The organism is Haemophilus sp. HMSC066D02, assembly GCF_001810545.1.
GTDB lineage: Bacteria > Pseudomonadota > Gammaproteobacteria > Enterobacterales > Pasteurellaceae > Haemophilus_D.
Genome location: NZ_KV801806.1, coordinates 54429 through 77443 on the forward strand (window position 1 = coordinate 54429; position 23015 = coordinate 77443).

22 protein-coding genes and 2 pseudogenes are annotated in these 23015 nt (G+C 40.5%); 12 read left to right on the plus strand and 12 right to left on the minus strand.

The window, feature by feature from the left end; all coding sequences use genetic code 11:
• Window positions 1-54: 54 nt before the first annotated feature.
• The 4 genes from HMPREF2750_RS05250 to tsaD are packed head-to-tail and all read right to left on the minus strand — an operon-like array spanning window position 55 to window position 3167.
• Window positions 55-1275 (minus strand): aromatic amino acid transporter, encoded by a 1221-nt coding sequence (locus HMPREF2750_RS05250; protein ID WP_070582944.1) that lies wholly within the window; start codon window positions 1273-1275, stop codon window positions 55-57.
• A gap of 36 nt (window positions 1276-1311) precedes the next feature.
• Window positions 1312-1893: a thymidine kinase gene (locus HMPREF2750_RS05255; RefSeq protein WP_070582946.1), complete on the minus strand. Its 582-nt coding sequence runs from the start codon at window positions 1891-1893 to the stop codon at window positions 1312-1314.
• Entirely contained in the window at window positions 1893-2129 is a 237-nt protein-coding gene (locus tag HMPREF2750_RS05260) for a hypothetical protein (RefSeq protein ID WP_005694734.1), read from the minus strand. Before HMPREF2750_RS05260 ends, HMPREF2750_RS05255 begins: the two co-directional genes overlap by 1 nt.
• Before the next feature lie 9 nt (window positions 2130-2138).
• Window positions 2139-3167 (minus strand): tRNA (adenosine(37)-N6)-threonylcarbamoyltransferase complex transferase subunit TsaD, encoded by a 1029-nt coding sequence (gene tsaD / locus HMPREF2750_RS05265; RefSeq protein WP_070582948.1) that lies wholly within the window; start codon window positions 3165-3167, stop codon window positions 2139-2141.
• 218 nt (window positions 3168-3385) lie between these two features.
• On the opposite strand from tsaD, the gene rpsU reads away from it, so the two are divergent.
• From rpsU to psiE, 4 genes are all read left to right on the plus strand, one after another.
• Window positions 3386-3601 carry a 30S ribosomal protein S21 gene (rpsU, locus tag HMPREF2750_RS05270; protein WP_005694732.1) on the plus strand — a complete coding sequence of 72 codons (216 nt, stop codon included), beginning with the start codon at window positions 3386-3388 and terminating at the stop codon, window positions 3599-3601.
• 137 nt (window positions 3602-3738) lie between these two features.
• Entirely contained in the window at window positions 3739-5523 is a 1785-nt protein-coding gene (dnaG, locus tag HMPREF2750_RS05275; RefSeq protein ID WP_070582974.1) for a DNA primase, read from the plus strand.
• A 69-nt stretch (window positions 5524-5592) separates the two neighbouring features.
• Complete coding sequence (gene rpoD, locus HMPREF2750_RS05280; RefSeq protein ID WP_070582950.1) at window positions 5593-7479, plus strand: RNA polymerase sigma factor RpoD; 1887 nt, start codon at window positions 5593-5595, stop codon at window positions 7477-7479.
• Between the two features lie 140 nt (window positions 7480-7619).
• Complete coding sequence (gene psiE / locus HMPREF2750_RS05285; protein ID WP_070582952.1) at window positions 7620-8036, plus strand: phosphate-starvation-inducible protein PsiE; 417 nt, start codon at window positions 7620-7622, stop codon at window positions 8034-8036.
• 35 nt (window positions 8037-8071) lie between these two features.
• Here psiE and HMPREF2750_RS05290 read toward each other — a convergent pair whose 3' ends face one another.
• From HMPREF2750_RS05290 to HMPREF2750_RS05295, 3 genes and pseudogenes are all read right to left on the minus strand, one after another.
• Window positions 8072-8917, minus strand: coding sequence for a 23S rRNA (adenine(2030)-N(6))-methyltransferase RlmJ (locus HMPREF2750_RS05290; RefSeq protein ID WP_049373837.1), 846 nt, complete (start codon window positions 8915-8917; stop codon window positions 8072-8074).
• Between the two features lie 66 nt (window positions 8918-8983).
• A pseudogene (locus HMPREF2750_RS10185) lies at window positions 8984-9676 on the minus strand (penicillin-binding protein 1A); the annotation flags it as partial.
• A 75-nt stretch (window positions 9677-9751) separates the two neighbouring features.
• A pseudogene (locus HMPREF2750_RS05295) lies at window positions 9752-11602 on the minus strand (penicillin-binding protein 1A); the annotation flags it as partial.
• 99 nt (window positions 11603-11701) lie between these two features.
• Between HMPREF2750_RS05295 and HMPREF2750_RS05300 the strand changes: the two are divergent.
• From HMPREF2750_RS05300 to nfuA, 7 genes are all read left to right on the plus strand, one after another.
• Entirely contained in the window at window positions 11702-12544 is an 843-nt protein-coding gene (locus HMPREF2750_RS05300) for a competence protein ComA (protein ID WP_070582956.1), read from the plus strand.
• A complete protein-coding gene (locus HMPREF2750_RS05305; RefSeq protein ID WP_070582957.1) occupies window positions 12537-13049 on the plus strand; it encodes a competence protein ComB in 513 nt (170 codons plus the stop codon). Before HMPREF2750_RS05300 ends, HMPREF2750_RS05305 begins: the two co-directional genes overlap by 8 nt.
• Window positions 13046-13588: a competence protein ComC gene (locus HMPREF2750_RS05310; RefSeq protein ID WP_070582958.1), complete on the plus strand. Its 543-nt coding sequence runs from the start codon at window positions 13046-13048 to the stop codon at window positions 13586-13588. Before HMPREF2750_RS05305 ends, HMPREF2750_RS05310 begins: the two co-directional genes overlap by 4 nt.
• On the plus strand, window positions 13588-13971 hold the full coding sequence (locus tag HMPREF2750_RS05315) for a pilus assembly protein PilP (protein ID WP_070582959.1): 384 nt from the start codon (window positions 13588-13590) through the stop codon (window positions 13969-13971). Before HMPREF2750_RS05310 ends, HMPREF2750_RS05315 begins: the two co-directional genes overlap by 1 nt.
• A 1-nt stretch (window position 13972) precedes the next feature.
• Window positions 13973-15355, plus strand: a complete 1383-nt coding sequence (locus HMPREF2750_RS05320) for a type IV pilus secretin PilQ (RefSeq protein ID WP_070582960.1) — start codon at window positions 13973-13975, stop codon at window positions 15353-15355.
• A 19-nt stretch (window positions 15356-15374) separates the two neighbouring features.
• Window positions 15375-16064, plus strand: a complete 690-nt coding sequence (locus tag HMPREF2750_RS05325; RefSeq protein ID WP_070582961.1) for a ComF family protein — start codon at window positions 15375-15377, stop codon at window positions 16062-16064.
• A 115-nt stretch (window positions 16065-16179) separates the two neighbouring features.
• Complete coding sequence (gene nfuA, locus HMPREF2750_RS05330) at window positions 16180-16764, plus strand: Fe-S biogenesis protein NfuA (RefSeq protein WP_014064659.1); 585 nt, start codon at window positions 16180-16182, stop codon at window positions 16762-16764.
• A 43-nt stretch (window positions 16765-16807) separates the two neighbouring features.
• Here nfuA and HMPREF2750_RS05335 read toward each other — a convergent pair whose 3' ends face one another.
• Together HMPREF2750_RS05335 and yihA are read right to left on the minus strand one after the other, a co-directional pair.
• Window positions 16808-18337 (minus strand): YifB family Mg chelatase-like AAA ATPase, encoded by a 1530-nt coding sequence (locus HMPREF2750_RS05335; protein WP_070582962.1) that lies wholly within the window; start codon window positions 18335-18337, stop codon window positions 16808-16810.
• Window positions 18338-18466: 129 nt separating this feature from the next.
• Window positions 18467-19081 carry a ribosome biogenesis GTP-binding protein YihA/YsxC gene (gene yihA / locus HMPREF2750_RS05340; RefSeq protein ID WP_070582975.1) on the minus strand — a complete coding sequence of 205 codons (615 nt, stop codon included), beginning with the start codon at window positions 19079-19081 and terminating at the stop codon, window positions 18467-18469.
• Between the two features lie 113 nt (window positions 19082-19194).
• On the opposite strand from yihA, the gene HMPREF2750_RS05345 reads away from it, so the two are divergent.
• Window positions 19195-20064: a VirK/YbjX family protein gene (locus tag HMPREF2750_RS05345; protein WP_070582963.1), complete on the plus strand. Its 870-nt coding sequence runs from the start codon at window positions 19195-19197 to the stop codon at window positions 20062-20064.
• 39 nt (window positions 20065-20103) lie between these two features.
• Here the strand turns inward: HMPREF2750_RS05345 and oppF are convergent, their stop codons facing one another.
• The 3 genes from oppF to oppC are packed head-to-tail and all read right to left on the minus strand — an operon-like array spanning window position 20104 to window position 23015.
• Window positions 20104-21102 (minus strand): murein tripeptide/oligopeptide ABC transporter ATP binding protein OppF, encoded by a 999-nt coding sequence (oppF, locus tag HMPREF2750_RS05350; RefSeq protein WP_070582964.1) that lies wholly within the window; start codon window positions 21100-21102, stop codon window positions 20104-20106.
• A complete protein-coding gene (locus HMPREF2750_RS05355; protein WP_070582965.1) occupies window positions 21099-22070 on the minus strand; it encodes an ABC transporter ATP-binding protein in 972 nt (323 codons plus the stop codon). Before HMPREF2750_RS05355 ends, oppF begins: the two co-directional genes overlap by 4 nt.
• Before the next feature lie 9 nt (window positions 22071-22079).
• Window positions 22080-23015 (minus strand): oligopeptide ABC transporter permease OppC, encoded by a 936-nt coding sequence (oppC, locus tag HMPREF2750_RS05360; protein WP_049373849.1) that lies wholly within the window; start codon window positions 23013-23015, stop codon window positions 22080-22082.

Genomic DNA, 23015 nt, shown 5'->3' on the forward strand with positions numbered 1-23015 from the left:
AGGGCGTTTAAGCCCTACTTTTATGAGAAAAATGCCTTGAAAATCTACCGCACTTTAGCCTGCTACTGCAGGTAAATAACCCGATTGAATTAAGAATGGCACGATCATAATGATTACGCCAATTACTAAGGCTATCACTAAGGTTACGTTTCCACCGATTACGCGATAAGGCAGATTCGGATTCGCTTGACGTGTTTTCCATGCTAGTCCGATAGGCAAAATTAAGCAGTAGAACGCACAGAGTAAACCTGCATAGCTTAATGCTGCGATAAAGCCTTCAGGATAATACAAGGCAAACGCAAGTGGTGGTGTGAAGGCTGCAACCGTCAGTGTCAAGCGATTGTGTGGCAATTTGTAACGTTTAAATAAATCGCCTAAACCTTCAAATACCCCGAGCATGACACCAAGGAAAGAGGTGATTAATGCAAGTGCAGAGAATACGCGTACGATTTCACCCATGATGTGGGAGTTCGTGATTTGACGTGTTGCATTGACTAAGCCGTTAAGGGTTGGATCCGCTTGGAGCACTTGTACGAATTCATTTTGGCTTAATACACCGTGAGTCGCTAATTGCCACACTAAATAAGCTACAAGTGGAATCGCTGTACCAATTAAAATCGCTTTACGGAATTGAGTAACACTACCATCTAAATAGCTGTTTACGCTGCCCATGATGATGTGGAAGCCAAAGGAGGTAAAGAAAATTGGTGCCGCAGAGATCACGAAAGCATAATTTAAAGGTAAGGCCATCAGGTTATCGACAGACACTTTTGGTAACATCATGAATAACACAAAAGCAAAGGCAATTAATTTACCGATGAACAGAATGCGGGTGGCACCATCAACGCCTCTTGTACCTACAACCACAAAGGCACCGAGTACGACGGTAAATAAAATGATTGAAAGTTCGGAGGAAAGACTTTCAAAGCCAAAAGCGGTTGGTAAACCCGATAATAATGAACCGCCTCCGGTGATGTAGGCCGCAGAAAGAGCATAAAGTAAAATGAGCAAACTAAAGGTGGCTAAGACACGTCCAGTAATGCCGAAGTATTTTTCAGCGAGAGTCGCCACGCCATCATTTAATCGATCGGCCGTTTGATAGACTTCAACAAAAAGTAAACCGCTGTAAACCAAAAGCGCCCATAAGCCGACTAATAAGAAAACGGTGTAACCAAAACCAATACCGGCAGAGGTTAATGGCATCGCGAGCATTCCCGCCCCGATAGTCGTGCCGGCAATGATTAAGGCACTGCCGAATGTTTTGTTTTTTAGCATAAAATTGTTCTCCGAGTATAAAATTGAAAAACGAGGTTAAAGCTGACCGCACTTTTCTTTGTAATGATAGCGGCAAACCGAAAGATAAGAGTCGTTTCCACCAATTTGGATTTGTTCCCCTTCCTTAATGACTTCACCTTGTTCATTTAAACGTAAAACGAAATTGGCTTTACGTCCACAATAACAGATTGTTTTTAATTCTTCTAGTTGATCTGCCCAAGCAAGTAAATACTTACTACCTTCAAATAGCTCTGCTTGGAAGTCGGTACGCAAGCCATAACAAAGCACAGGAATTTTCAGTTTATCCACGACATCGCTTAATTGATACACTTGCTGTTTCGTTAAAAACTGGGCTTCGTCAACTAAAACACAATGAATTTTTTCTTGTTGTAAACGTTGGCTTACTTCGGCAAAAAGGTCACTCGTTGATGTAAATAAATTCGCATCTTCATGGATACCAATACGTGAAGTGACTTTGCCTACTCCAAAGCGGTCATCAATCGCTGCTGTATAAACCATGGTGTTCATATTGCGTTCACGATAGTTATAGGAAGACTGCAGCAAGGTGGTTGATTTACCTGCATTCATCGTAGAGTAGTAAAAATAGAGTTTTGCCATTATTTAATCACCCATTTCCAGAAATGATAGGCAATGAATCCTGCAACAGGTGGACAGGCTGCAAGCATAAAGGTCCCGTAAGTGGCACCGCCGCCAACCATTTTTCCTGCTTCTGCAAGAGCGTCAACAATATCACTGCTTGGTGTGGTGAAAATCCATGCGCCAATAATCGCAAGCACTAAAAAACAAGCGATACCGGCTGCACGCATGGCTCTTACTTTAATCATATTTTCCATATTTTTTCCTTAAATTGCAGGAAGTTCAGCCATCGCCCAACGAGGTTTGACATCAATGGCGAGATCGCTATGCTGACCTTGTTTTAAACGTAAAAAGCCCGTATAGGCAATCATGGCACCGTTATCGGTACAAAATTGAGGTTGCGGATAAAAGACTTCACCACCAAGATTTTTCATCATTGTGCCAAGGGTTTCACGTAATTTTTTGTTTGCACTCACCCCGCCAGCAATCACTAAACGCTTATAGCCCGTTTCTTTTAAGGCACGTTTACATTTAATTGCAAGTGTATCCACGACGGAGTCTTGGAAGGCAAAAGCGATATCGGCTTTAGTTTGTTCGGTTAATTCACCTTCTTGCTTGATCGCCTGATTAATCGTATTAGCTGCAGAGGTTTTTAAACCTGAAAAGCTAAAATCAAGGCCTGGTCGATCTGTCATTGGACGTGGAAACACAAAACGATCCGGCGATCCTTTTTCGGCTAAACGTGAAAGTGCTGCACCGCCAGGATAATCTAACCCTAATAATTTTGCAGTTTTATCAAAAGCCTCACCAGCCGCATCATCAATAGATTCACCAATAACCTCATATTTCCCCACACCATCAACGCGCACTAGCTGTGTATGTCCACCTGAAACTAAGAGGGCAATAAATGGAAAGTGCGGTCGATTTTCATCAAGCATTGGCGCAAGTAGATGGCCTTCCATGTGGTGTACACCAATAGCGGGCACATTCCAGGCATAAGCCAGTGAACGCGCGATTGTTGCGCCCACTAATAATGCTCCCACTAAACCAGGGCCACTTGTATAGGCGATACCATCAATTTGATCAGCGGTTAAATTGGCTTCTTCTAATGCGGCTTTAATTAATGGTGCCGTTTTGCGAATGTGATCGCGAGAAGCCAGTTCTGGCACCACACCGCCATAATCCGCATGCAAGGCTATTTGCGTGTAGAGCTGATTGGCAATTAAGCCTTTGTCTTCATCATAAATCGCGACACCTGTTTCATCACAGGAGGTTTCGATCCCTAAAATACGCATTTTCTTCTCATTTTATTAAAAAAATTGGCAAAGATTTTACCTTGTTTAGCCCGCTTAAACCAGTTCAAACGCCAAATTTTCAGCAAATAGGCGATCTTTCCTTTGCTTTTGCAGGGAAGATCGATTAGAATTGCGTCCTTTATTGAATTTGCCGTTCATTCGGCAGTAATAAAAATTTAAAATTGCAATTAAATTAAACTCATTGAGGTGATTGGCTTATGCCTGTAATTAAAGTACGTGAAAACGAATCATTTGACGTAGCTTTACGTCGTTTCAAACGCTCTTGCGAAAAAGCTGGTATTTTAGCAGAAGTTCGCGCTCGTGAATTCTATGAAAAACCAACTACAATCCGTAAACGTGAAAAAGCAACGCTTGCTAAACGTCACGCTAAACGTAATGCTCGCGAAAACGCGCGCAATACCCGTTTATACTAATTTGTAGTATTTTCTAACTCGAGTTAAGACAAACCGTGAAACCTTTTGGGTATCACGGTTTTGTTGCTTTAAATTCATCGAAAAAAAGTCACGCAAAATCAACCGCACTTTCGCATCGTATTCAAGGAGGCAAGGCAATGAAGGGCTCAATTCCACGCCAATTTATTGATGATCTGCTCACAAAATCGAATATTGTCGATGTGATTAATGCGCGTGTGAAACTCAAAAAAGCAGGACGAGATTATCAAGCTTGTTGTCCGTTTCATCACGAAAAAACACCATCCTTCACGGTAAGTGAAAAAAAACAATTCTATTATTGTTTCGGCTGTGGCGCGAAAGGCAATGCCATTTCATTTTTAATGGATTACGACAAGTTAGAATTTGTTGAAGCCATTGAAGAACTAGCCGCTTCGGCAGGGCTTGAAGTGCCTTATGAGAAACGCCCAAACCAATTCGGTAATAAACCGGATGTGAGCTATCAGACAAAACGCAATTTATACGATTTAATGCAAGAGATTGCGTCGTTTTATCAAGCGCAACTTCCACTAAATATTCCAGCTCAAAGCTATCTTCAGCAACGTGGTTTATCGCCCGAAATTATCGATCGTTTTCAAATCGGTTATGTGCCCAATGCGATGGATACGGTGTTGCGTCAATTCGGCAAAAATCGAGAAGAACAGAAAAAACTGTTTGATTTAGGTATGCTTTCTCGTAACGATCGTGGCAATGTGTACGATAAATTCCGTAATCGCATTATGTTTCCGATTCGGGATAAACGTGGTCGTACGGTCGCCTTTGGTGGACGTGTTTTAACGGATGAAAAACCTAAGTATTTGAACTCACCCGAAACTATTACGTACCATAAAGGCAATGAACTTTATGGTTTGTATGAAGCCTTACAAATCAATGATGAGCCAGAAAAATTACTGGTGGTTGAAGGCTACATGGATGTGGTGGCATTAGCGCAATTTGGTGTCAATTATGCGGTGGCTTCTCTTGGGACATCAACGACCTCGGAACAAATTCAATTATTGTTCCGTTCAACAGAGCAAGTCATTTGCTGCTATGATGGTGATAGAGCGGGGCGAGATGCTGCTTGGCGAGCCCTTGAAAACGCCTTACCTTATCTGGAAGATGGACGACAAATTAAGTTTATTTTCCTGCCTGATGGAGAAGATCCGGATACTTATATTCGCCAATATGGTAAAGAAAAGTTTGAAGAATATATTGAGCAAGCCCAGTCTCTCACAGAATTCTTATTCGCACATTTAAGTCCGCAGGTGGATTTCTCGACGCAAGAAGGACGAGGCAAGCTAGTAGCACTCGCAGCGCCTTTAATTCGTCAAATTCCTGGTGATATGCTGCGTTTATCATTACGTAATATGTTGGCGCAAAAGCTCGGGATCTTTGATCAATCACAGCTTGAAAGCTTGCTCCCAAATCAAATAGACAAGGCGGAACCCAAACCCAAAACGCCACAAAAAACCATTAAGAAAACACCAATGCGCGTGGTGATTTCGCTGTTATTACAGAATTCACAGTTAGTGAATCGCATTTCGGATGTGGGTTTACAAGCCTTAAAGCATGAGGCGGGTTACGAATTACTCGAAAAATTGACCGCACTTTGTCGTGAACGAGAAGGCATTACAACAGGGCAAATATTAGAATATTTTCGTGATACAGAATTCAGCAAACCCCTTGAAATATTAGCTTCTTGGGATCATCTATTAGATGACTTAGAAATCATTAATGCATTCTCTCAAAACTATCGTCGATTGAATATTCAGGCGATTGAACGAGATATTGAAATGCTGATTGCAAAAGAAAGGGCGGAAGGCTTAACTGATCAAGAGCGAGCAATTTTAGTGAATTTGCTCAAGGGAAAAGAAGAGCAGAAAAAACAGTTAGTTAATCCGTCATAACAATGGTAAAATCTCCTGTTCAAAACAAGGGCTTTTATCTTCCAAAAATAACGCAAAACGGGAATAAAAATGGAACAAAATCAACAATCTACCGCAGAGCAATATTCAGAACAAATTGAACAGCTTATGGAATTGGGTCGTACGCAAGGTTATTTAACCTATGCGGAGATTAATGACTTACTTCCGGAAGATGTGATCGATCCAGAGTATTACGATAAGTTGTTGCAGACTTTACAGCATGATGCGGGTATTCCGGTTCTTGATGAAGCGCCGGAAAGTGACGAAATGATGTTGAATGACACGATTCCGGATGAAGATGCAGTGGAAGAAGCAACACAGATTTTATCCAATGTGGAATCTGAAATCGGTCGTACAACCGATCCTGTGCGTATGTATATGCGTGAAATGGGTACCGTTGATCTCCTTACCCGTGAAGATGAAATCAGCATTGCAAAACGTATTGAAGAAGGGATCGATGAAGTCCAAACTGCGATTGCAGCTTACCCAGAAGCGTTAACTGAATTATTAGATAATTATGACCAAGTTGAAGCGGGCAATTATCGTTTAGCTGATTTAATCACAGGCTTTGTGGATCCAAATGTTCCAGAAGAGGAAACCGCAAACATTGATGAAAATTTTGCTGATGAAGATGAAAGTGCCGAATCTGCTGCGGACGTTGATGAGAGCGATGAGGAAGATGAAAGCGATAACAGCTCAAGTTCTGATGACAGCGATTCAGATAATAGCATCGATCCTGAAGTGGCGCGTGAAAGATTTGCCGCATTAAGAGAGCAACATACTAAAACATTAGCAACTATTGCAAAACACGGTCGCAGTGGTAAACGTGCAAAAGATCAAATTGCTCAACTCGCAGATATTTTTAAACAATTCCGTTTAGTGCCAAAACAATTTGATGTACTTGTTTTATCAATGAAGAATATGATGAAACGTGTACGTTCAGAAGAGCGTCAACTACAAAAAGTATTAGTTGATATCGCGGGTATGCCAAAAGATGAATTTGAGGCGCTTATTGTTGCGAATGGTAGCAGTGATGCATGGGTAGCAAAAGCGTTAAAATCAACAAAAGCTTGGGCAAAACGCTTACCAAAATATGAAGAGCGTATCCGTTTATCTCTAGATAACTTAGCGAATATTGAGCAGCATACGAATCTCACCATTCAACAAATGCGTGAGATTTGCGATGCGGTATCTCGTGGTGAACAAAAAGCTCGACGTGCGAAAAAAGAAATGGTTGAAGCTAACTTGCGTTTGGTGATTTCTATTGCGAAAAAATATACCAACCGAGGTTTACAATTCTTGGATTTAATTCAAGAAGGGAATATTGGTTTGATGAAAGCGGTAGATAAATTTGAATACCGTCGTGGTTATAAATTCTCAACCTATGCAACCTGGTGGATTCGTCAGGCCATTACTCGTTCCATTGCTGACCAAGCGCGTACAATCCGTATTCCTGTTCATATGATTGAAACGATTAACAAATTAAACCGTATTTCTCGTCAAATGTTACAAGAAATGGGACGTGAAGCGACGCCAGAAGAACTTGCTGAGCGCATGGGTATGCCAGAAGATAAAATTCGTAAAGTGCTTAAAATTGCGAAAGAACCTATTTCTATGGAAACCCCAATCGGTGATGACGATGATTCACATTTAGGTGACTTCATCGAGGACTCAACCCTTGAATTGCCATTAGATTCTGCAACCGCACAAAGCTTGAAAGTGGCGACTCATGAAGTGTTAGAAGGTTTAACACCTCGTGAAGCAAAAGTATTACGTATGCGTTTTGGTATTGATATGAATACTGACCATACACTTGAAGAAGTGGGTAAACAATTTGATGTAACCCGTGAGCGTATTCGTCAGATTGAAGCGAAAGCATTGCGTAAGTTACGTCATCCAAGTCGTTCAGAAACCTTAAGAAGTTTCTTAGATGAGTAATTATTCATTTCATTCATATAAAAAAGAAAAGGCAGAGAGCTCTGCCTTTTTTATTTGATTAAATTTGGCTATTTACCACTAAATCACATTCCTTTAAAATACGCATCTTTCGTCATTTTAAAAAACAAAAAAGGAACTTTATGGAAGAATCTCAAGAACTAGAAAAGCTGCCTAGAGTAGTGACTAGTGTATTAAAAGTGGTATTAAGTTTTTCACTTATTGCGTTGGCTTTAGTATTGATTATTGCTTTAGCTAAAATTACCTATACCTTAGCAATTATGGTGTTTAATACATCAAGCGTAGTGCCTTATGATGTTGCCGAACAAGCCGTGATGTTTTTCTTATATTTCGGTTTTATTGGCCTTATCGTGCAATATTTTAAAAGTGGCTATCACTTTCCTTTGCGCTATTTTATTTACGCGGGGATTACCGCTATGTTGCGCCTGATTATTGTGAATCATGAGAGTTCGGTTGATACCATCTTATTCGCAGGCGCGATTTTAATTATGGTTATTGCACTTTGCTTAGTGTTGTATTCCAATAAAATTAAAATTTAAAAGTGCGGTCATTTTGACCGATATTTTGGAATGGATTATTCCGGTACAATCCATTCCACTGTCCAACTTCCCGTACCTTCAGGGACGAGCGTTTGGGTCAAATAAGGCAAAATAGATTTCATTTGCTGTTCTAATTGCCAAGGTGGGTTAATCACCACCATTCCACTTGCGGTCATACCACGTTGATCGCTATCAGGGCGAACCGCCAATTCAATTTTCAAAATTTTACGAATTCCTGTTGCTTCTAATCCTTTAAAAATGCGTTTTGTTTGTTGACGTAGAACCACTGGATACCAAATCGCATAAGTACCCGTAGCAAAGCGTTTATAACCTTCTTCTATAGCTTTCACTACCAAATCATAATCTTCTTTTAATTCATAAGGCGGATCAATAAGCACTAAGCCTCGGCGTTCTTTTGGTGGAAGCGTGGCTTTGAGTTGTTGGAAACCATTTTCTGATTTTGTGGTGATATTTTTAAATTCTTTGAAATTATTGCGTAATAATGGAAAATCACTTGGATGTAATTCTGTCAGTAATGCACGATCTTGAGGACGTAATAATTGCGCGGCAATCATAGGTGAGCCCGCATAATAACGTAATTCTTTACCGCCATAATTGAGCTTTTTAATGAGATCCACGTAGCGAGCAACTTCTTCGGGTAAATCTGTTCTTTCCCAAAGTCTCCCAATTCCCTCTTTGTATTCGCCGGTTTTTTCTGATTCGTTAGAACTTAAACGATAGCGTCCGACCCCAGAATGGGTATCGAGATAGTAAAAACCTTTTTCTTTCAGCGAAAGATTTTCCAATATCAGCATTAATACAATATGCTTTAATACATCAGCATGATTGCCTGCATGGAAACTGTGACGATAACTTAACATGATTTGTCCTTTTGACGTAAAAAAGTGCGGTCAAAATTAACCGCACTTTTAGTATTTAAATCAGGGTTAGAATAATTCTTCTGGTTGCGTTGCAGGAATTGCGTCTTTGGTTTTACCTGTTCCACCATTTAGACGTTGTTGCAACTCTGGTGGAACATAATAACCGCGCTCTTGCATTTCCGCAATGTAAGTACGTTTAGGCTCGGTACCAACGATAAAGTATTCTTTACGGCCACCACCTTCAGAAAGTAAACCAGAGTTACTATCAATGGTTTTTTCCATGATGTTTGGAGGAAGCTCAAGTTGACGTTCTGGCACATCAGAAAGTGCAGCTTTCATATAAGCAACCCAGGCAGGCATTGCGGTTTTCGCTCCCGCTTCACCTTTACCTAATATGCGTTTGTTATCATCGAAACCAACATAGGTTGTGGTGACTAAGTTTGCGCCAAAACCTGCGTACCAAGCTACTTTCGCACTATTAGTGGTACCGGTTTTACCACCGATATCACTACGTTTAATGCTTTGAGCAATACGCCAGCTGGTACCTTTCCAACTAAGTCCTTGCTCACCATAAATCGCCGTATTTAATGCACTACGAATTAAGAAGGCTAATTCACCACTAATCACACGAGGTGCGTATTCTTGTTTTGCTGCACCGTCTTTCGCATCCGCCATTAAATCAACAGAACCGTCATTTAATGCGGATGTTTGAAGTTCTGGCAAGTCAGGTACATTCTCAGGTTGCTGATCGCCCTCACCTTCATCTGTATCGGTGTTGCTATTACCTTTAGCGGATTTTAGGTTATCAGGGTTAGCCACTTCTGCGACATCTTTAAAGCCATCAATTTTATCTTTGGTTTCACCATAAATCACAGGAATGTCATTACAGGTAATACAAGCAATTTTAGGGTTCGCAATAAATAAATCTTTACCGGTATTATCTTGAATTTTTTCGATAAGGTAAGGATCAATTAAGAAACCACCATTATCAAAAACTGCGTAAGCACGCGCCATTTCCAATGGCGTGAAGGATGCAGCACCTAATGCAAGCGCTTCACTGGCAAAATATTGGTCACGTTTGAACCCAAATCGTTGTAAGAAGTCAGCCGTAAAGCCAACACCTGCAGTTTGTAGTGCTCGGATGGCAATCATATTTTTAGATTGACCTAAACCTACACGTAAACGCATAGGACCGTCATAACGATCAGGTGAGTTTTTAGGTTGCCACAAAGGTTGTCCTGGTTTTTGAATAGAGATAGGACTGTCTTGCAATACGCTTGAAAGCGTTAAACCTTTTTCTAACGCAGCCGCATAGATAAATGGTTTAATCGAAGAACCGACTTGCACTAAAGATTGGGTTGCTCGGTTAAATTTACTTTGTTCGTAGCTAAAACCACCCACCATGGCCTCAATTGCACCATTATCAGAGTTTAATGAAACTAATGCAGAGTTAGCTGCTGGAATTTGACCTAAAATCCATTCACCGTTATCACGTTTACGAATCCAAATTTGTTCGCCCACTTTAACCGGTGCTCTTCCCGCCCAACGCATTGCATTAGAAGAGAGCGTCATCGTTTCATTATTGGCTAAAAGTAATTCTGCCCCATTCTTACCTAATGCGGTTACCGCTGCTGGAATGAATGGTTCTGAATCAGGTAATTTTTTCAAGAAAGCGACAATGCGTTCATTATCCCATGGGGTTTCACCTTTTTTCCAAAGTGGTGCACCGCCACGCCAGCCATGACGCATGTCATAATCGATCAAGTTATTACGGACGGCTTTTTGAGCTTCCGCTTGATCTTTTGAAAGTACTGTCGTGAAAACTTTATAACCTTTAGTGTAAGCATCTTCTTCACCAAAGCGTTTTACCATTTCTTGACGAACCATTTCAGTCACATAGTCTGCACGGAACTCAAATTTAGCACCGTGATAGCTTGCTACAATTGGTTCTTTAATCGCTGCATCATATTCTGCTTTGGTGATCTTGTTTTCATCCAACATTCGGCTTAAAACCACATTTCGACGTTCTTCCGCACGTTTTGGCGAATACAGTGGATTCATGGTAGAAGGTGCTTTTGGCAAGCCAGCAATGATCGCCATTTCAGAAAGTGTTAATTCATCTAAGTTTTTACCAAAGTAGGTTTGGGCGGCGGCTGCAACGCCATAAGAGCGATACCCTAAGAAAATTTTATTCAAATAAAGTTCTAAAATTTCTTGTTTGCTTAAGGCATTTTCAATTTCAATGGCTAATACTGCTTCGCGAGCTTTACGAATAATGGTTTTTTCTGGCGTTAAGAAGAAGTTACGCGCAAGCTGTTGTGTAATGGTACTTGCCCCTTGAGATGCCCCACCATTGTTGACGGCAACAAAAATCGCACGAGCAATACCAACAGGGTCTAAGCCGTGATGTTCATAAAAACGGCTATCTTCCGTCGCTAAGAAGGCATCTTGCAGACGCTGAGGCACATTTTCTAATTTCACTGGAATACGGCGTTGTTCACCGACTTCACCGATTAATTTGCCATCAGCCGTATAGATTTGCATCGGCTGTTGCAACTCAACGGTTTTTAGGCTCTCAACCGATGGTAAGGAGGATTTTAAGTGAAAATACAGTACACCACCGGCGACTAACCCCAGTATACATATCGTAAATAGGGTACTTAATATTAATTTTGCGATCCGCATCGTAAAATTCTCTCTGGTTTAATGAATATTCAAAAAATCAAAATTATGATTTTGGCTGCTAAGTATAAAAGATTAATCCCTTAAAGAATAGGAAAGAATATGGGAATTGTTCCTAGAAAGCAGCTAAAACAAAAAATTGGTGTGAGTAAACAACAAGATAACCTCTATTTTGTTTGGCTAGATGAATTCTACAAAGTTCAATCTATTTGCTTAAATGGACAACAAAAGGACTTTTTTCCCCAGCTATTACCTCATTTACCGCAAAAAGCGAACCAATGTTGTTTTATTGGTTCCATTTCACCCCATTTGACTTGGTCTAAAACGCTTATTTTACCGCAAACACTCAATGCTCAGGAGTGTGAACAACAATGTCGTTTCATTTTGCAAAAAGAATTACCGATTCCGTTGGATGAATTATGGTTTGATTATCTTGCCATGCCATTAAAACAAGGTTTCCGTTTGGATATCACGGCGATTCGACAAGAAAGCGCCAATGCAGAATTAGAAAAATATTTGCCGCTAAAATTGACCGCACTTGATTTACTGAATCACAGTATTTTACGTGCATTTTATGCCATTTTAGGTCAAGAGCCAGTTAACACCTTATTTTTATATCAAGATCAACAAGGATGTCTCGCCGTTTGTGAACGATTACAACAACGACAAGTTTTGCAATCTCAAGGTGATTTATCCGAACTTTATCAACAATTTATCCAACGCTTTCCCGAAACGATAGAACAGGTTTATGTGTATCAAACGCCCGATATGTTGAATTTACACGCAATCGAATTACAGACTCAGGATTGGCAGCGTATCGAAACAGATCTTCCTTTCATTGCTTTAGGTAATGCACTTTGGCAAACCGATTTAAAGCTAGTGGATTTATCTTTAAAACCACCCGCACTTTTGCCTCCAATTAATCGGGAGAGTGGTGATGTTTAGCCTTAATTTATTACCTTGGCGCTTAGAACAACATCAAAAGGCTTTTCGTCATTTTATGTGGCAAGGTTTAATTTGGCTAGCTTGCTCAGTTTTGATTGTTGTTGGATTGAACCAACTCAATGAACAACAAGGGCAAACTCTAAATCAGGCAAAAGAAAAACTGACACAAATAACTCATCAAGTCCATCAGAAACGCATTCAGGTTCAGCAACTACAAAGTAGTCTGAAAGAAATGAATGAGCTGACAGAAATGGATACGAAATATGTGTATCGAATGCTTAATTTATTAACTGAGCTGCCATTACAACAAGGCGAGTTAGATGAATTTACGCTTAATGCTAAGCAAGTTGCCCTTTCAGGCATGACAGAAAGCCAACAAGAGTTTGAGGAGATACATCAATTTCTCAAACGCCATTTTACAGAGGTTAACTTAACTAAGTTTCAGCCAGTGCAACAGCAGTTATTTTTTCAATTTGATATTCATTTATCGGAGTCTGTGCAATGAGGAACTTTATCAATGAGCTTGTTCAAAAAAGTGCACAAAGTTGGTTTGGGAGATGGCTTCGATTACCTCAAATGGTTCATGCAGCCTTTTGGTTGAGTGCATTAAGTGCGGTCATCTTTTTACCTGTTTTTCGTTACGTTGAAAATAGCAATGAACGGCATCGACTTGACGCAGAATTGAGTTTGCAGCAGCAAGAGTGGGATAAACAGGAAAAGATTTTACAAACCTTAAGGCAAAAGTCAGACAGCCGACAACTTTCTCCAGAATTAGCTAATTCTGTGTTGCCGATTAATCAGCATGTACAGGCGTTGTTAAATGGGCGACTTCGAGCGTTGGATTTACGTTGGGATTTTTCTCAACATACTTTGTTGCATTTGTCGTTGCAAGGCTATTTTGTCGATTTACAGCAATTTTTAACCGCGCTTTTAAACGATATTCCTACACTTTCTTTAACGCAATTAAACATTGAGAAATTAGATGAAGAGGAAAATGCTTCTATTACATGTGAGTTAATTTTCCAATTAAATAAGGACAAATAATGAAAAAGCTTTTCTTAATCTTGATAGCGTTTTTTTCTGTATCAGCATTTTCGCAAGATCCTTTTGATCGAAAACAGAGAGAACAAACCGAATATCCAAAAGAGGGGCTCACCCTACCGTCGGTGTCGACTTGCGTGTATTCGGAGCCGAGACTGGCGGAGGAACGCCCATTGGCTCAGCTACATGTTGTGGGAGTTGTGCAATATGGTAAACAGGCAGAAGTGTTATTTAATGATGATGGGTATATTCTGCCTGTTCAAGTCGGGCAGAGGATTGGAAAAGAAGGCTATTTAATCGAAAAAGTGAGTAAAAACAGCGTGACGCTTCAAGGTTATAAAGCAGGGCAATGTGAACAAACGACCTCAATCATAATGAGATTTTAAAATGATAAAGCAGAAAATAAAAACAAAGTGCGGTCAGTTTTTAATGTGTTTTTTGATCCTATGGACAACTTACTCAGCGGCAGAGAATCGCGTATTTTCACTTCGCTTAAAACAAGCTCCCATGGTGGCGACACTCCAGCAACTTGCTCTTGAGCAAAATGCCAATTTAATGATTGATGATGAGCTAGAAGGAACGCTTTCATTGCAATTAGATAACGTAGATTTTGATCGTTTATTGCGTTCTGTGGCAAAAATCAAAGGGCTCTCTTTTTATCAAGAAAATGATATTTATTATTTGGGTAAGCCTTCTCAACATGAACAATATGCAGAGAAAATGACAGAACCTATGGCAATTAGCGGAGAAAGTTTATCTAGTGAAACGCCACTTGTGAGTACAACGGTTAAACTGCATTTTGCCAAGGCCTCTGATGTGATGAAATCTTTAACAACAGGGAGCGGTTCTTTGCTTTCACCTAGCGGCACAATTACATTTGATGATCGAAGCAATGTGTTACTGATTCAGGATGATGCTCGTTCTGTCAAAAATATCAAAAAATTGATTGCAGAGCTGGATAAACCCATTGAGCAAATCGTGATTGAAGCACGTATTGTGACGATTACCGATGAAAGCCTAAAAGAATTAGGTGTGCGTTGGGGTATTTTTAATCCGACTGAGGCTGCCCATCGAGTGAGTGGCAGTCTAGATGCGAATGGTTTTAGTCATATCAGTAATAATTTAAACGTGAATTTTGCGACAACGGTCACGCCGGCTGGCTCATTGGCTCTTCAAGTCGCTAAAATTAATGGCCGATTATTAGACTTAGAATTGACCGCACTTGAACGTGAAAATAACGTAGAAATTATTGCAAGCCCTCGCTTACTTACGACCAACAAGAAAAGTGCAAGCATCAAACAAGGGACAGAAATTCCTTATGTGGTGACGAATGGGAAAAATGATACACAGTCAGTAGAGTTTCGCGAGGCTGTCTTAGGATTGGAAGTCACGCCGCATATTTCGAAGGATAATAATATCTTATTGGATTTATTAGTCAGTCAAAATTCTCCGGGAAATCGCGTGGCTTATGGGCAAAATGAAGTCGTATCCATTGATAAACAAGAAATTAATACGCAAGTGTTTGCCAAAGATGGGGAAACGATTGTATTGGGCGGCGTATTTCACGATACGATCACGAAAGGTGTCGATAAAGTGCCATTATTGGGCGATATTCCAGGTATTAAGCGCTTATTCAGTAAGGAAAGTGAACGTCATCAAAAACGAGAACTCGTCATTTTTGTGACCCCTCATATTTTGAAACAAGGCGAAAGAATGGAAATGGCTAAGAAAGAAAAGCATTTTAAGCAAGTTGAAAAAGTGAAAAAATAAAGTGCGGTCAATTTATCTCATGTTTTCTTATTTTTTTCAATTTAGCTGTGTGCATTGCAAGCGATCTATTCATCTTGGTCGAAATGGATTGTGTAGTCGATGCCAAAAGAAAGTTAAAACTTTCCCTTATTGTGGGCGATGTGGTTCACCCTTGCAGCATTATGCAATGGGCTGTGGACATTGTTTGAGAAATGAACCCGCTTGGGATCGTATTGTGATTATTGGGCATTACCTCGAACCACTTTCTTCACTTATTCATCGTTTTAAATTCCAAAAACAGTTTTGGTTAGATCGCAGTTTATCGCGTTTGCTTTATCTTGCGGTGCGAGAGGCGAGACGAACACATGGACTCTCTCTGCCACAGGCGATTATTCCCGTACCGTTATATCATTTTCGACAATGGCAACGGGGCTACAACCAGGCTGATTTATTAGCGAACTGGTTGAGCCGTTGGTGTCATGTGCCTAACTGTCATCATGTGGTGAAACGGATTAAACATACCCACACTCAGCGAGGTTTGACCGCGAAAGATCGACGACACAATCTTAAAAATGCTTTTGCAGTGAATACCAAAAAGCCTTTTCCTTATGAACGAGTAGCGTTGGTGGATGATGTGATTACAACTGGTTCAACGCTGGCAGAAATAGCCAAACAACTTCGAAAATTAGGTGTAAAAGAAATACAAGTGTGGGGCTTAGCGAGAGCTTAAATTCTGTTAAAGATAGGATTTGCCTATATCTATAAAAATAGGAATAAATGTAGAAAAAATTGCCGTATAGGAGTATCATTCCCGATATATTGCATCAAGTATTAGGACTTCATTTATGGAACAAATTTTTATTTCAGATGCTGCACAAGCACATTTTCGGAAACTTTTAGATACACAAGAAGAAGGTACAAATATTCGTATTTTTGTTGTGAATCCGGGTACACCTGGAGCAGAATGTGGCGTGTCTTATTGTCCGCCAAATTCAGTTGAAGCGACTGATACTGAAATGAAGTACGATACATTCTCTGCATTTGTAGATGAAATCAGCTTACCGTTTTTAGAAGATGCAGAAATTGATTATGTAACCGAAGAGCTTGGCGCTCAACTCACTTTAAAAGCACCTAACGCAAAAATGCGTAAAGTTGCAGATGATGCGCCTTTAATTGAGCGCGTAGAGTACGTGATTCAAACACAAATTAACCCACAATTAGCCAGCCATGGCGGTAAAATCACATTAATTGAAATTACTGATGATGGTTATGCAGTTCTACAATTTGGTGGTGGCTGTAATGGTTGCTCGATGGTTGATGTCACCTTAAAAGATGGTGTAGAGAAACAATTGGTTGCACTTTTCCCAAATGAACTAAAAGGCGCACGAGATGTAACAGAACACCAACGTGGTGAACATTCTTATTATTAAGAATAGAAGGTAAAAAAGGGCGAATTATTCGCCCTTTTATTTTTTAAGCAGCAGATAATTTCTGTAATAATCGATCCATGGCTCGATATCCTAGCGCTTCGGCTAAATGAGATTGTTGTATTTCTTTTTCGCCATTTAAATCAGCAATTGTGCGTGAAACTTTTAAAATCCGATGATAGGCTCTTACTGAAAGTCCAAGCTTATTGAGTGCATTCTCAAGGAATAATGCATCTTTATCTTGTAATTTACAGTCTCGTTCAATTTCTTTGCTTGAAAGATATGCATTGATTTTACCGGCTCGATCAAGTTGAATTTCCCTCACTTTTAACACTTTTTCTCGTACTTGTTGGCTTGTCTCACCTCTATCTCCTGTATTCTGTAAGCTACCTTGTGGCAGAAGAGGTACTTCAATGGATAAATCAAAGCGATCTAAAAACGGCCCCGAAAGGCGATTTAAATAACGCATCACTTGTTGTGGTGAGGTTCGGTTATGTGTTCCAGTATAATGACCCGTTGGACTTGGATTCATCGCAGCAACGAGTTGAAAGCGAGCGGGGAATTGGATTTTCGCATTGGCACGCGAAATAATAATTTCTCCACTTTCTAATGGCTGGCGAAGTGCATCTAGTACTTTACGCTCAAACTCAGGCAATTCATCAAGAAAAAGTACGCCGTTATGTGCGAGCGATATTTCGCCTGGTTTTGGAATGGTTCCTCCTCCTACTAAGGCAGGTAATGAGGCGCTATGATGTGGTGCTCGAAACGGACGTTGTTTCCAGTTATGAAAATTTAATTCATTTTGTACTAAACTCGTAACCGAAGCGGTTTCAATCGCTTCTAAATCCGTCATTTCAGGGAGCAGTGCAGTGAGACGACTTGCCAACATGGTTTTACCCGTCCCAGGTGGACCTAAAAAGAGCAGGTTGTGCTGACCAGCTGCCGCTATCGTTAGTGCTCGTTTAGCATGTTGCTGACCAATAATATCGGTCAAATCTAAGTGATTTTTAGCTGAAAATCCGACCGCACTTTCTTGTGCAAGTAATGAGGCCAAAGGTAATTTTTCTTGATTATTTAAGAATTGAACGACTTCCAAAAGGTTTTTAGCGAAATAAGTCTCTTGCTCTGAGACAAGTGAAGCTTCATTAGCATTTTGATAAGCGATAATGGGGTTTCGTTTTGCTTTTTGCGCTGCTAAAATGGCGGGAATCACGCCGTGTACACCACGTAATTCACCTGTTAATGCAAGTTCACCAACGAATTCAAACTGTTTTAAACGGCTGCCATCAAGTTGATCTGATGCGGCTAAAATACCGATTGCAATGGGTAAATCAAATCGTCCCCCTTCTTTGGGTAAATCGGCTGGTGCAAGGTTGACGGTGATGCGTTTAGCAGGATATTTGAACTGGGCATTCATTAATGCACTTCTGACACGATCTTGCGCTTCTTTTACTGTTTTTTCGGGTAGACCAACTAAGGTAAATCCAGGCTTTCCGTTACTTAAGTGTACCTCAATGGTAACAAGAGGGGCTTGTACCCCCATTGATGCACGGCTATAAACAATGGCAAGAGACATTCAGATTCCTTAAAGTGAGGTCAAAAATAATCAGATTTTCGCACTATAAAAAAAGCACAGAATGAAAGCATACATTCTGTGCTTTTTTTGCGATCTTGATCGCAGAAATGACTTTTTCTTGATAAAAAATTACGAAAAAAGTGGCGCAAACCAACCATCTAATTTGGCAGCCAATTTATCAATGCCAATTTTGTTTTGTGCAGAAAAGGCCTCAACCTGAATATCACCTTGGAAGGGTAAAATCGCTTCGCGTACCATTTTGACCTGTTTGCTACGCGCACTTTGACTGAGTTTATCCGCTTTAGTTAAAAGTAACATAACTGGTAAGTCAGCAGAAACAGCCCATTCAATCATTTGTTGGTCGAGATCTTTTAAAGGGTGGCGAATATCCATTAAAACAACAAGTCCGCCTAAACATTCGCGTTTTTGCAAATATTCCCCAAGGGATTTTTGCCATTCAATTTTCATTTTCTCAGGAACAGCAGCATAACCATAGCCAGGTAAGTCCACCAGTTTACAATTCGGCTCTACTTCAAAAAGGTTGATAAGCTGTGTACGACCAGGTGTTTTAGAGGTTCGAGCTAAGCTTTTTTGATTGGTTAATGCATTAAGTGCGGTTGATTTTCCTGCATTTGAGCGTCCCGCAAAAGCAATTTCAATTCCAGTATCTTCTGGGATGGCACGAATATTTGGAGCGCTCGTAAGAAAATGCGTTTTATGATAATTCAGTTTAATTTCAGACATAATGGTTCCTTTCATCAATTGATCCTAGCATATCACAAATAGAAAAATTGCTGAAATTATGAGAGAATGCGCGCTTTGTGTGATTTAAAGCCTATTTAATTATATTAATAACTATGAAATCTCGAGAGAATCAATATTGCTGGCCAAAAGCGGAAGCCGTTTATCCCGATAGACCTGGGCGTTCTTATGTGCTTAAGCGCCTACGCTATCGTCTTCGTGCTTTTTTACACCGTGGATTAATTGCTCAATTTGAGCAATTTATTAATCAGCATCCTTTTCTTGTGAAATTATTAAATGAACATGCAGATTACAGCTATCCATTAGTTTATCGTTTTTTAGATAAACGTTTTAATGGCAAACAGCGTTTCCAAGCTATTTGCGACAATCTACTTTTTTTACCTAAAAAATTGACCGCACTTTCAGCACCTATTTATAAAACGCCATTAAGTTTTGGTGAAGTGATTCCTGATTTTGAGATGACATTGTTGATGAGCACGCACCAACCGATGGAAGGTTATTGGGTTCTGGAGTTATGGCATAAACCACGTAATGAATTAGTGTATTTGCTTACTTTTGCTAAACTTGGCGAGGCATTGCTTATTTCTGTTGTGCAGGGGCCCAATTTTGATGGTTCCAAAGAGATGGTGAAGCAACTCACAAAAACGTGTCATGGTTTACGCCCGGCTTATTTGATGGTGGAAACGATGAAAGCATTGACGAAAGCATTAGGCTTTAATCAATTGTTAGGTATTCCTCAAAAATATCAAAATAAATCGCGTTTTATTCAAAGTTCTCATTATGTTGTAGATTATGATGCGATTTTTGCTGAATCAGGTGGACAGTTGAAAGGTTATTGGGAATTGCCTTTAGAAATAGATAGAAACCTTGATGATGTGCCGAGTAAAAAGCGCTCCATGTATCGCAAGCGTTATGCGATGTTAGATGATTTGGCTAAAGTAATCGAAGAAACGTTAGGATTGTAAAAGTAAAAAGTGCGGTGAATTTTGACCGCACTTTTTGTTTTATAAGACTTTCAAACAAGCCACAAAATGGCTGTTGTTTTGGCTGGTTAAAGGTGGTTTTTGTTTCGCACAATTTTCATCAGCTTTCAGGCAGCGAGTTCGGAACACACAACCAGACGGTGGATTAATTGGCGAAGGCAGCTCACCTTCAAGTAATTCGATGGACTTATTGCGTTCCAATTTTGGATCGGGAATCGGAACTGCAGACATTAAGGCTTTGGTATAAGGATGTTTGGTATTGTTATATACCTCCTCATCACTGCCTAATTCCATGGCATTGCCTAAATACATCACTAACACGCGGTCAGAAATGTGTTTTACCACCGCCAAATCATGAGCGATGAAAATTAAGGAAAGCCCCATTTCTTTTTGCAGGGATTTCAATAAATTCACCACTTGAGCTTGAATAGACACATCCAGAGCAGAAACAGGCTCATCACAAATGATCATTTTCGGCTCAATGATTAACGCGCGAGCGATACCGATACGCTGACATTGGCCACCAGAAAACTCATGCGGATAGCGGTTAATCAAGTTGGGTAAAAGCCCGACTTTTAACATCATCGCTTGCACTTTTTCTTTCACTTCAGCGGCACTTAAGTGAGGTTGGTAGATCTTTAATGGCTCGGCAATGATTTCGCCAATGTTCATTCTCGGATTGAGAGAGGCGAGAGGGTCTTGGAAAATCATTTGGATATCTTTGCGTGTTTCTTTCCATTGTTTCGCTGATTGTTTTCGTAAATTTTTACTAAGCCACAAGATTTCCCCTTCACTCGCTTCGACTAAACCGATAATAGCGCGTGCAAGTGTGGATTTACCGCAACCGGATTCACCCACTACACCGAGAGTTTCACCTGAGTAAAGTTTAAAAGACACATCCTTCACTGCTTTTAAGGTTTGCGGTTTGGCGAAGAAAAGGGATTTCTCATTTTTAATTTTAAAACTGACGCCTAAGTGATTGACTTCAAGGAGTAATTCTTTGTTGTTTGAGACTGTCATAAGTTAAATTTCTCCGCTGGTAACCAACAATTACGTAATTGACCGTGATTAAATGTAGTCAGTTTTGGCGCAGTTTGGCATTGTTCGGTAGCAAATTGGCAACGAGGTGAGAATGGACAACCTTTTGGCAAATGCAATAAATTCGGTGGATTGCCAGGAATGGTGACCAAGTGTTCTTCATTGCTGTCTAAGCGAGGAATCGCATCCATTAAGCCAATGGAATAAGGATGAGTCGGATGATAGAAAATTTGTTCCGCTGTGCCGTATTCCATGGTTCGCCCTGCATACATCACCATGACTTGATCGCAGATACCCGCTACCACACCTAAATCGTGAGTGATCATAATAATCGCGGTATTAAACTCACGTTTTAACTCATTTAATAAAGTCATGATTTGCGCTTGAACGGTCACATCTAAAGCGGTGGTGGGTTCATCGGCAATAAGTAATTTAGGACGACATAACAAGGCCATCGCAATCATCACCCGTTGACGCATACCACCTGAAAACTCGTGTGGATACATGCCCATGCGTTTTTTAGCTTCCGGCATTTTGACCGCATCCAGCATTTTCACAGATTCGGCAAAGGCGGTTTGTTTATTATAGCCCTTGTGCAACTGCAGGACTTCCATGAGCTGTTCACCGATTTTCATGTAAGGGTTGAGTGATGTCATCGGATCTTGGAAAATCATGGAAATTTGCTCGGCGCGGATTTTATTCAACTCAGCATTCGGTAAATTAACTAATTCTTTACCTTCAAACATGGCAGAGCCTTCCACTTCACCGTTGGCTGCCAATAAACCCATTAAAGCAAAGGCCGTTTGTGACTTGCCTGAACCACTTTCGCCTACAATACCTAGCGTACTCCCAGCATTAAGCGTAAAGTTTAAGTCATTCACTGCTGTGACGACGCCATCTGGTGTTTTGAAGCGAACGTAGAGATTTTTTACATCTAATAAAGGATTCATTATTCGCTCCTATCTATCTTTCGGATCGAGTGCATCACGCAACCCGTCACCGATAAAGTTAAAACAAAATAGGGTAAGGCAAAGGAAAAATGCCGGGAAAATTAATAACCAAGGCGAGACTTCCATTTGCGCAGCACCATCACTTAAGAGTGCACCCCAGCTACTCATCGGTTCTTGAGTTCCTAATCCTAAGAAGCTTAAGAATGATTCAAATAGAATGAGTCCAGGTACTTCAAGCGAGGCGTAAACTGCTACTAAGCCTAATACATTTGGAATGATGTGTTTCAAAATGATTTGGCGACGAGGTACGCCACAAACGATGGCGGCTTCGACGAATTCTTTATTTTTTAGGCTGAGCGTTTGTCCACGCACGATACGTGCAAGGCCAAGCCAAGCAATGGCACCGATAGCGATAAAAATTAAGAAAATGTTTTGGCCAAAAAGCGTCACCAACAAAATCACGAAAAACATAAATGGAAATGAGCTGAGAATCTCTAAAAAGCGCATCATCAACATATCCGTTTTACCGCCTACATAGCCGGAAATCGCTCCATAAATTGTACCGATAGTCACGGAAATGAAAGCACCAGCAATACCGACCAATAAGGAAATACGTCCACCGATAGCAGTGCGTACCAACAAGTCGCGACCCGAGGCATCGGTACCGAAGAAGTGATAGCCTTCCATTGTTGGTGCGGCGCTCATCATATTCCAATCGGTATCTTCATAGGTAAAGGGGAAGAACCAAGGCGCTACGGTAATAAATACAATAATAAACGCTAGAATAATCAGACTGGCAACGGCCGCTTTGTTGCGGAAAAAACGGCGTTTCGCATCTTGCCATAGACTGCGGCCTTCTAGTTGCATTTCTTCAATACGGTCAGCCACGTGTTCCACAAAATCCGCATTTTTCTGATTAATCGGCTGAGTACGATAATCTGTCAT

What these genes read in the sequence shown, in the direction of transcription:
- HMPREF2750_RS05305 (WP_070582957.1), top strand. Translation starts at nt 12,537, where the DNA reads ATGTTTAGCCTTAATTTATTACCTTGGCGCTTAGAACAACATCAAAAG.
- HMPREF2750_RS05310 (WP_070582958.1), top strand. Translation starts at nt 13,046, where the DNA reads ATGAGGAACTTTATCAATGAGCTTGTTCAAAAAAGTGCACAAAGTTGG.
- psiE (WP_070582952.1), top strand. Translation starts at nt 7,620, where the DNA reads ATGGAAGAATCTCAAGAACTAGAAAAGCTGCCTAGAGTAGTGACTAGT.
- HMPREF2750_RS05315 (WP_070582959.1), top strand. Translation starts at nt 13,588, where the DNA reads ATGAAAAAGCTTTTCTTAATCTTGATAGCGTTTTTTTCTGTATCAGCA.
- HMPREF2750_RS05300 (WP_070582956.1), top strand. Translation starts at nt 11,702, where the DNA reads ATGGGAATTGTTCCTAGAAAGCAGCTAAAACAAAAAATTGGTGTGAGT.
- HMPREF2750_RS05345 (WP_070582963.1), top strand. Translation starts at nt 19,195, where the DNA reads ATGAAATCTCGAGAGAATCAATATTGCTGGCCAAAAGCGGAAGCCGTT.
- dnaG (WP_070582974.1), top strand. Translation starts at nt 3,739, where the DNA reads ATGAAGGGCTCAATTCCACGCCAATTTATTGATGATCTGCTCACAAAA.
- HMPREF2750_RS05255 (WP_070582946.1), bottom strand. Translation starts at nt 1,893, where the DNA reads ATGGCAAAACTCTATTTTTACTACTCTACGATGAATGCAGGTAAATCA.
- HMPREF2750_RS05320 (WP_070582960.1), top strand. Translation starts at nt 13,973, where the DNA reads ATGATAAAGCAGAAAATAAAAACAAAGTGCGGTCAGTTTTTAATGTGT.
- nfuA (WP_014064659.1), top strand. Translation starts at nt 16,180, where the DNA reads ATGGAACAAATTTTTATTTCAGATGCTGCACAAGCACATTTTCGGAAA.
- HMPREF2750_RS05335 (WP_070582962.1), bottom strand. Translation starts at nt 18,337, where the DNA reads ATGTCTCTTGCCATTGTTTATAGCCGTGCATCAATGGGGGTACAAGCC.
- HMPREF2750_RS05260 (WP_005694734.1), bottom strand. Translation starts at nt 2,129, where the DNA reads ATGGAAAATATGATTAAAGTAAGAGCCATGCGTGCAGCCGGTATCGCT.
- oppF (WP_070582964.1), bottom strand. Translation starts at nt 21,102, where the DNA reads ATGACAGTCTCAAACAACAAAGAATTACTCCTTGAAGTCAATCACTTA.
- HMPREF2750_RS05290 (WP_049373837.1), bottom strand. Translation starts at nt 8,917, where the DNA reads ATGTTAAGTTATCGTCACAGTTTCCATGCAGGCAATCATGCTGATGTA.
- rpoD (WP_070582950.1), top strand. Translation starts at nt 5,593, where the DNA reads ATGGAACAAAATCAACAATCTACCGCAGAGCAATATTCAGAACAAATT.
- rpsU (WP_005694732.1), top strand. Translation starts at nt 3,386, where the DNA reads ATGCCTGTAATTAAAGTACGTGAAAACGAATCATTTGACGTAGCTTTA.
- HMPREF2750_RS05325 (WP_070582961.1), top strand. Translation starts at nt 15,375, where the DNA reads ATGTTTTCTTATTTTTTTCAATTTAGCTGTGTGCATTGCAAGCGATCT.
- tsaD (WP_070582948.1), bottom strand. Translation starts at nt 3,167, where the DNA reads ATGCGTATTTTAGGGATCGAAACCTCCTGTGATGAAACAGGTGTCGCG.
- oppC (WP_049373849.1), bottom strand. Translation starts at nt 23,015, where the DNA reads ATGACAGATTATCGTACTCAGCCGATTAATCAGAAAAATGCGGATTTT.
- yihA (WP_070582975.1), bottom strand. Translation starts at nt 19,081, where the DNA reads ATGTCTGAAATTAAACTGAATTATCATAAAACGCATTTTCTTACGAGC.
- HMPREF2750_RS05250 (WP_070582944.1), bottom strand. Translation starts at nt 1,275, where the DNA reads ATGCTAAAAAACAAAACATTCGGCAGTGCCTTAATCATTGCCGGCACG.
- HMPREF2750_RS05355 (WP_070582965.1), bottom strand. Translation starts at nt 22,070, where the DNA reads ATGAATCCTTTATTAGATGTAAAAAATCTCTACGTTCGCTTCAAAACA.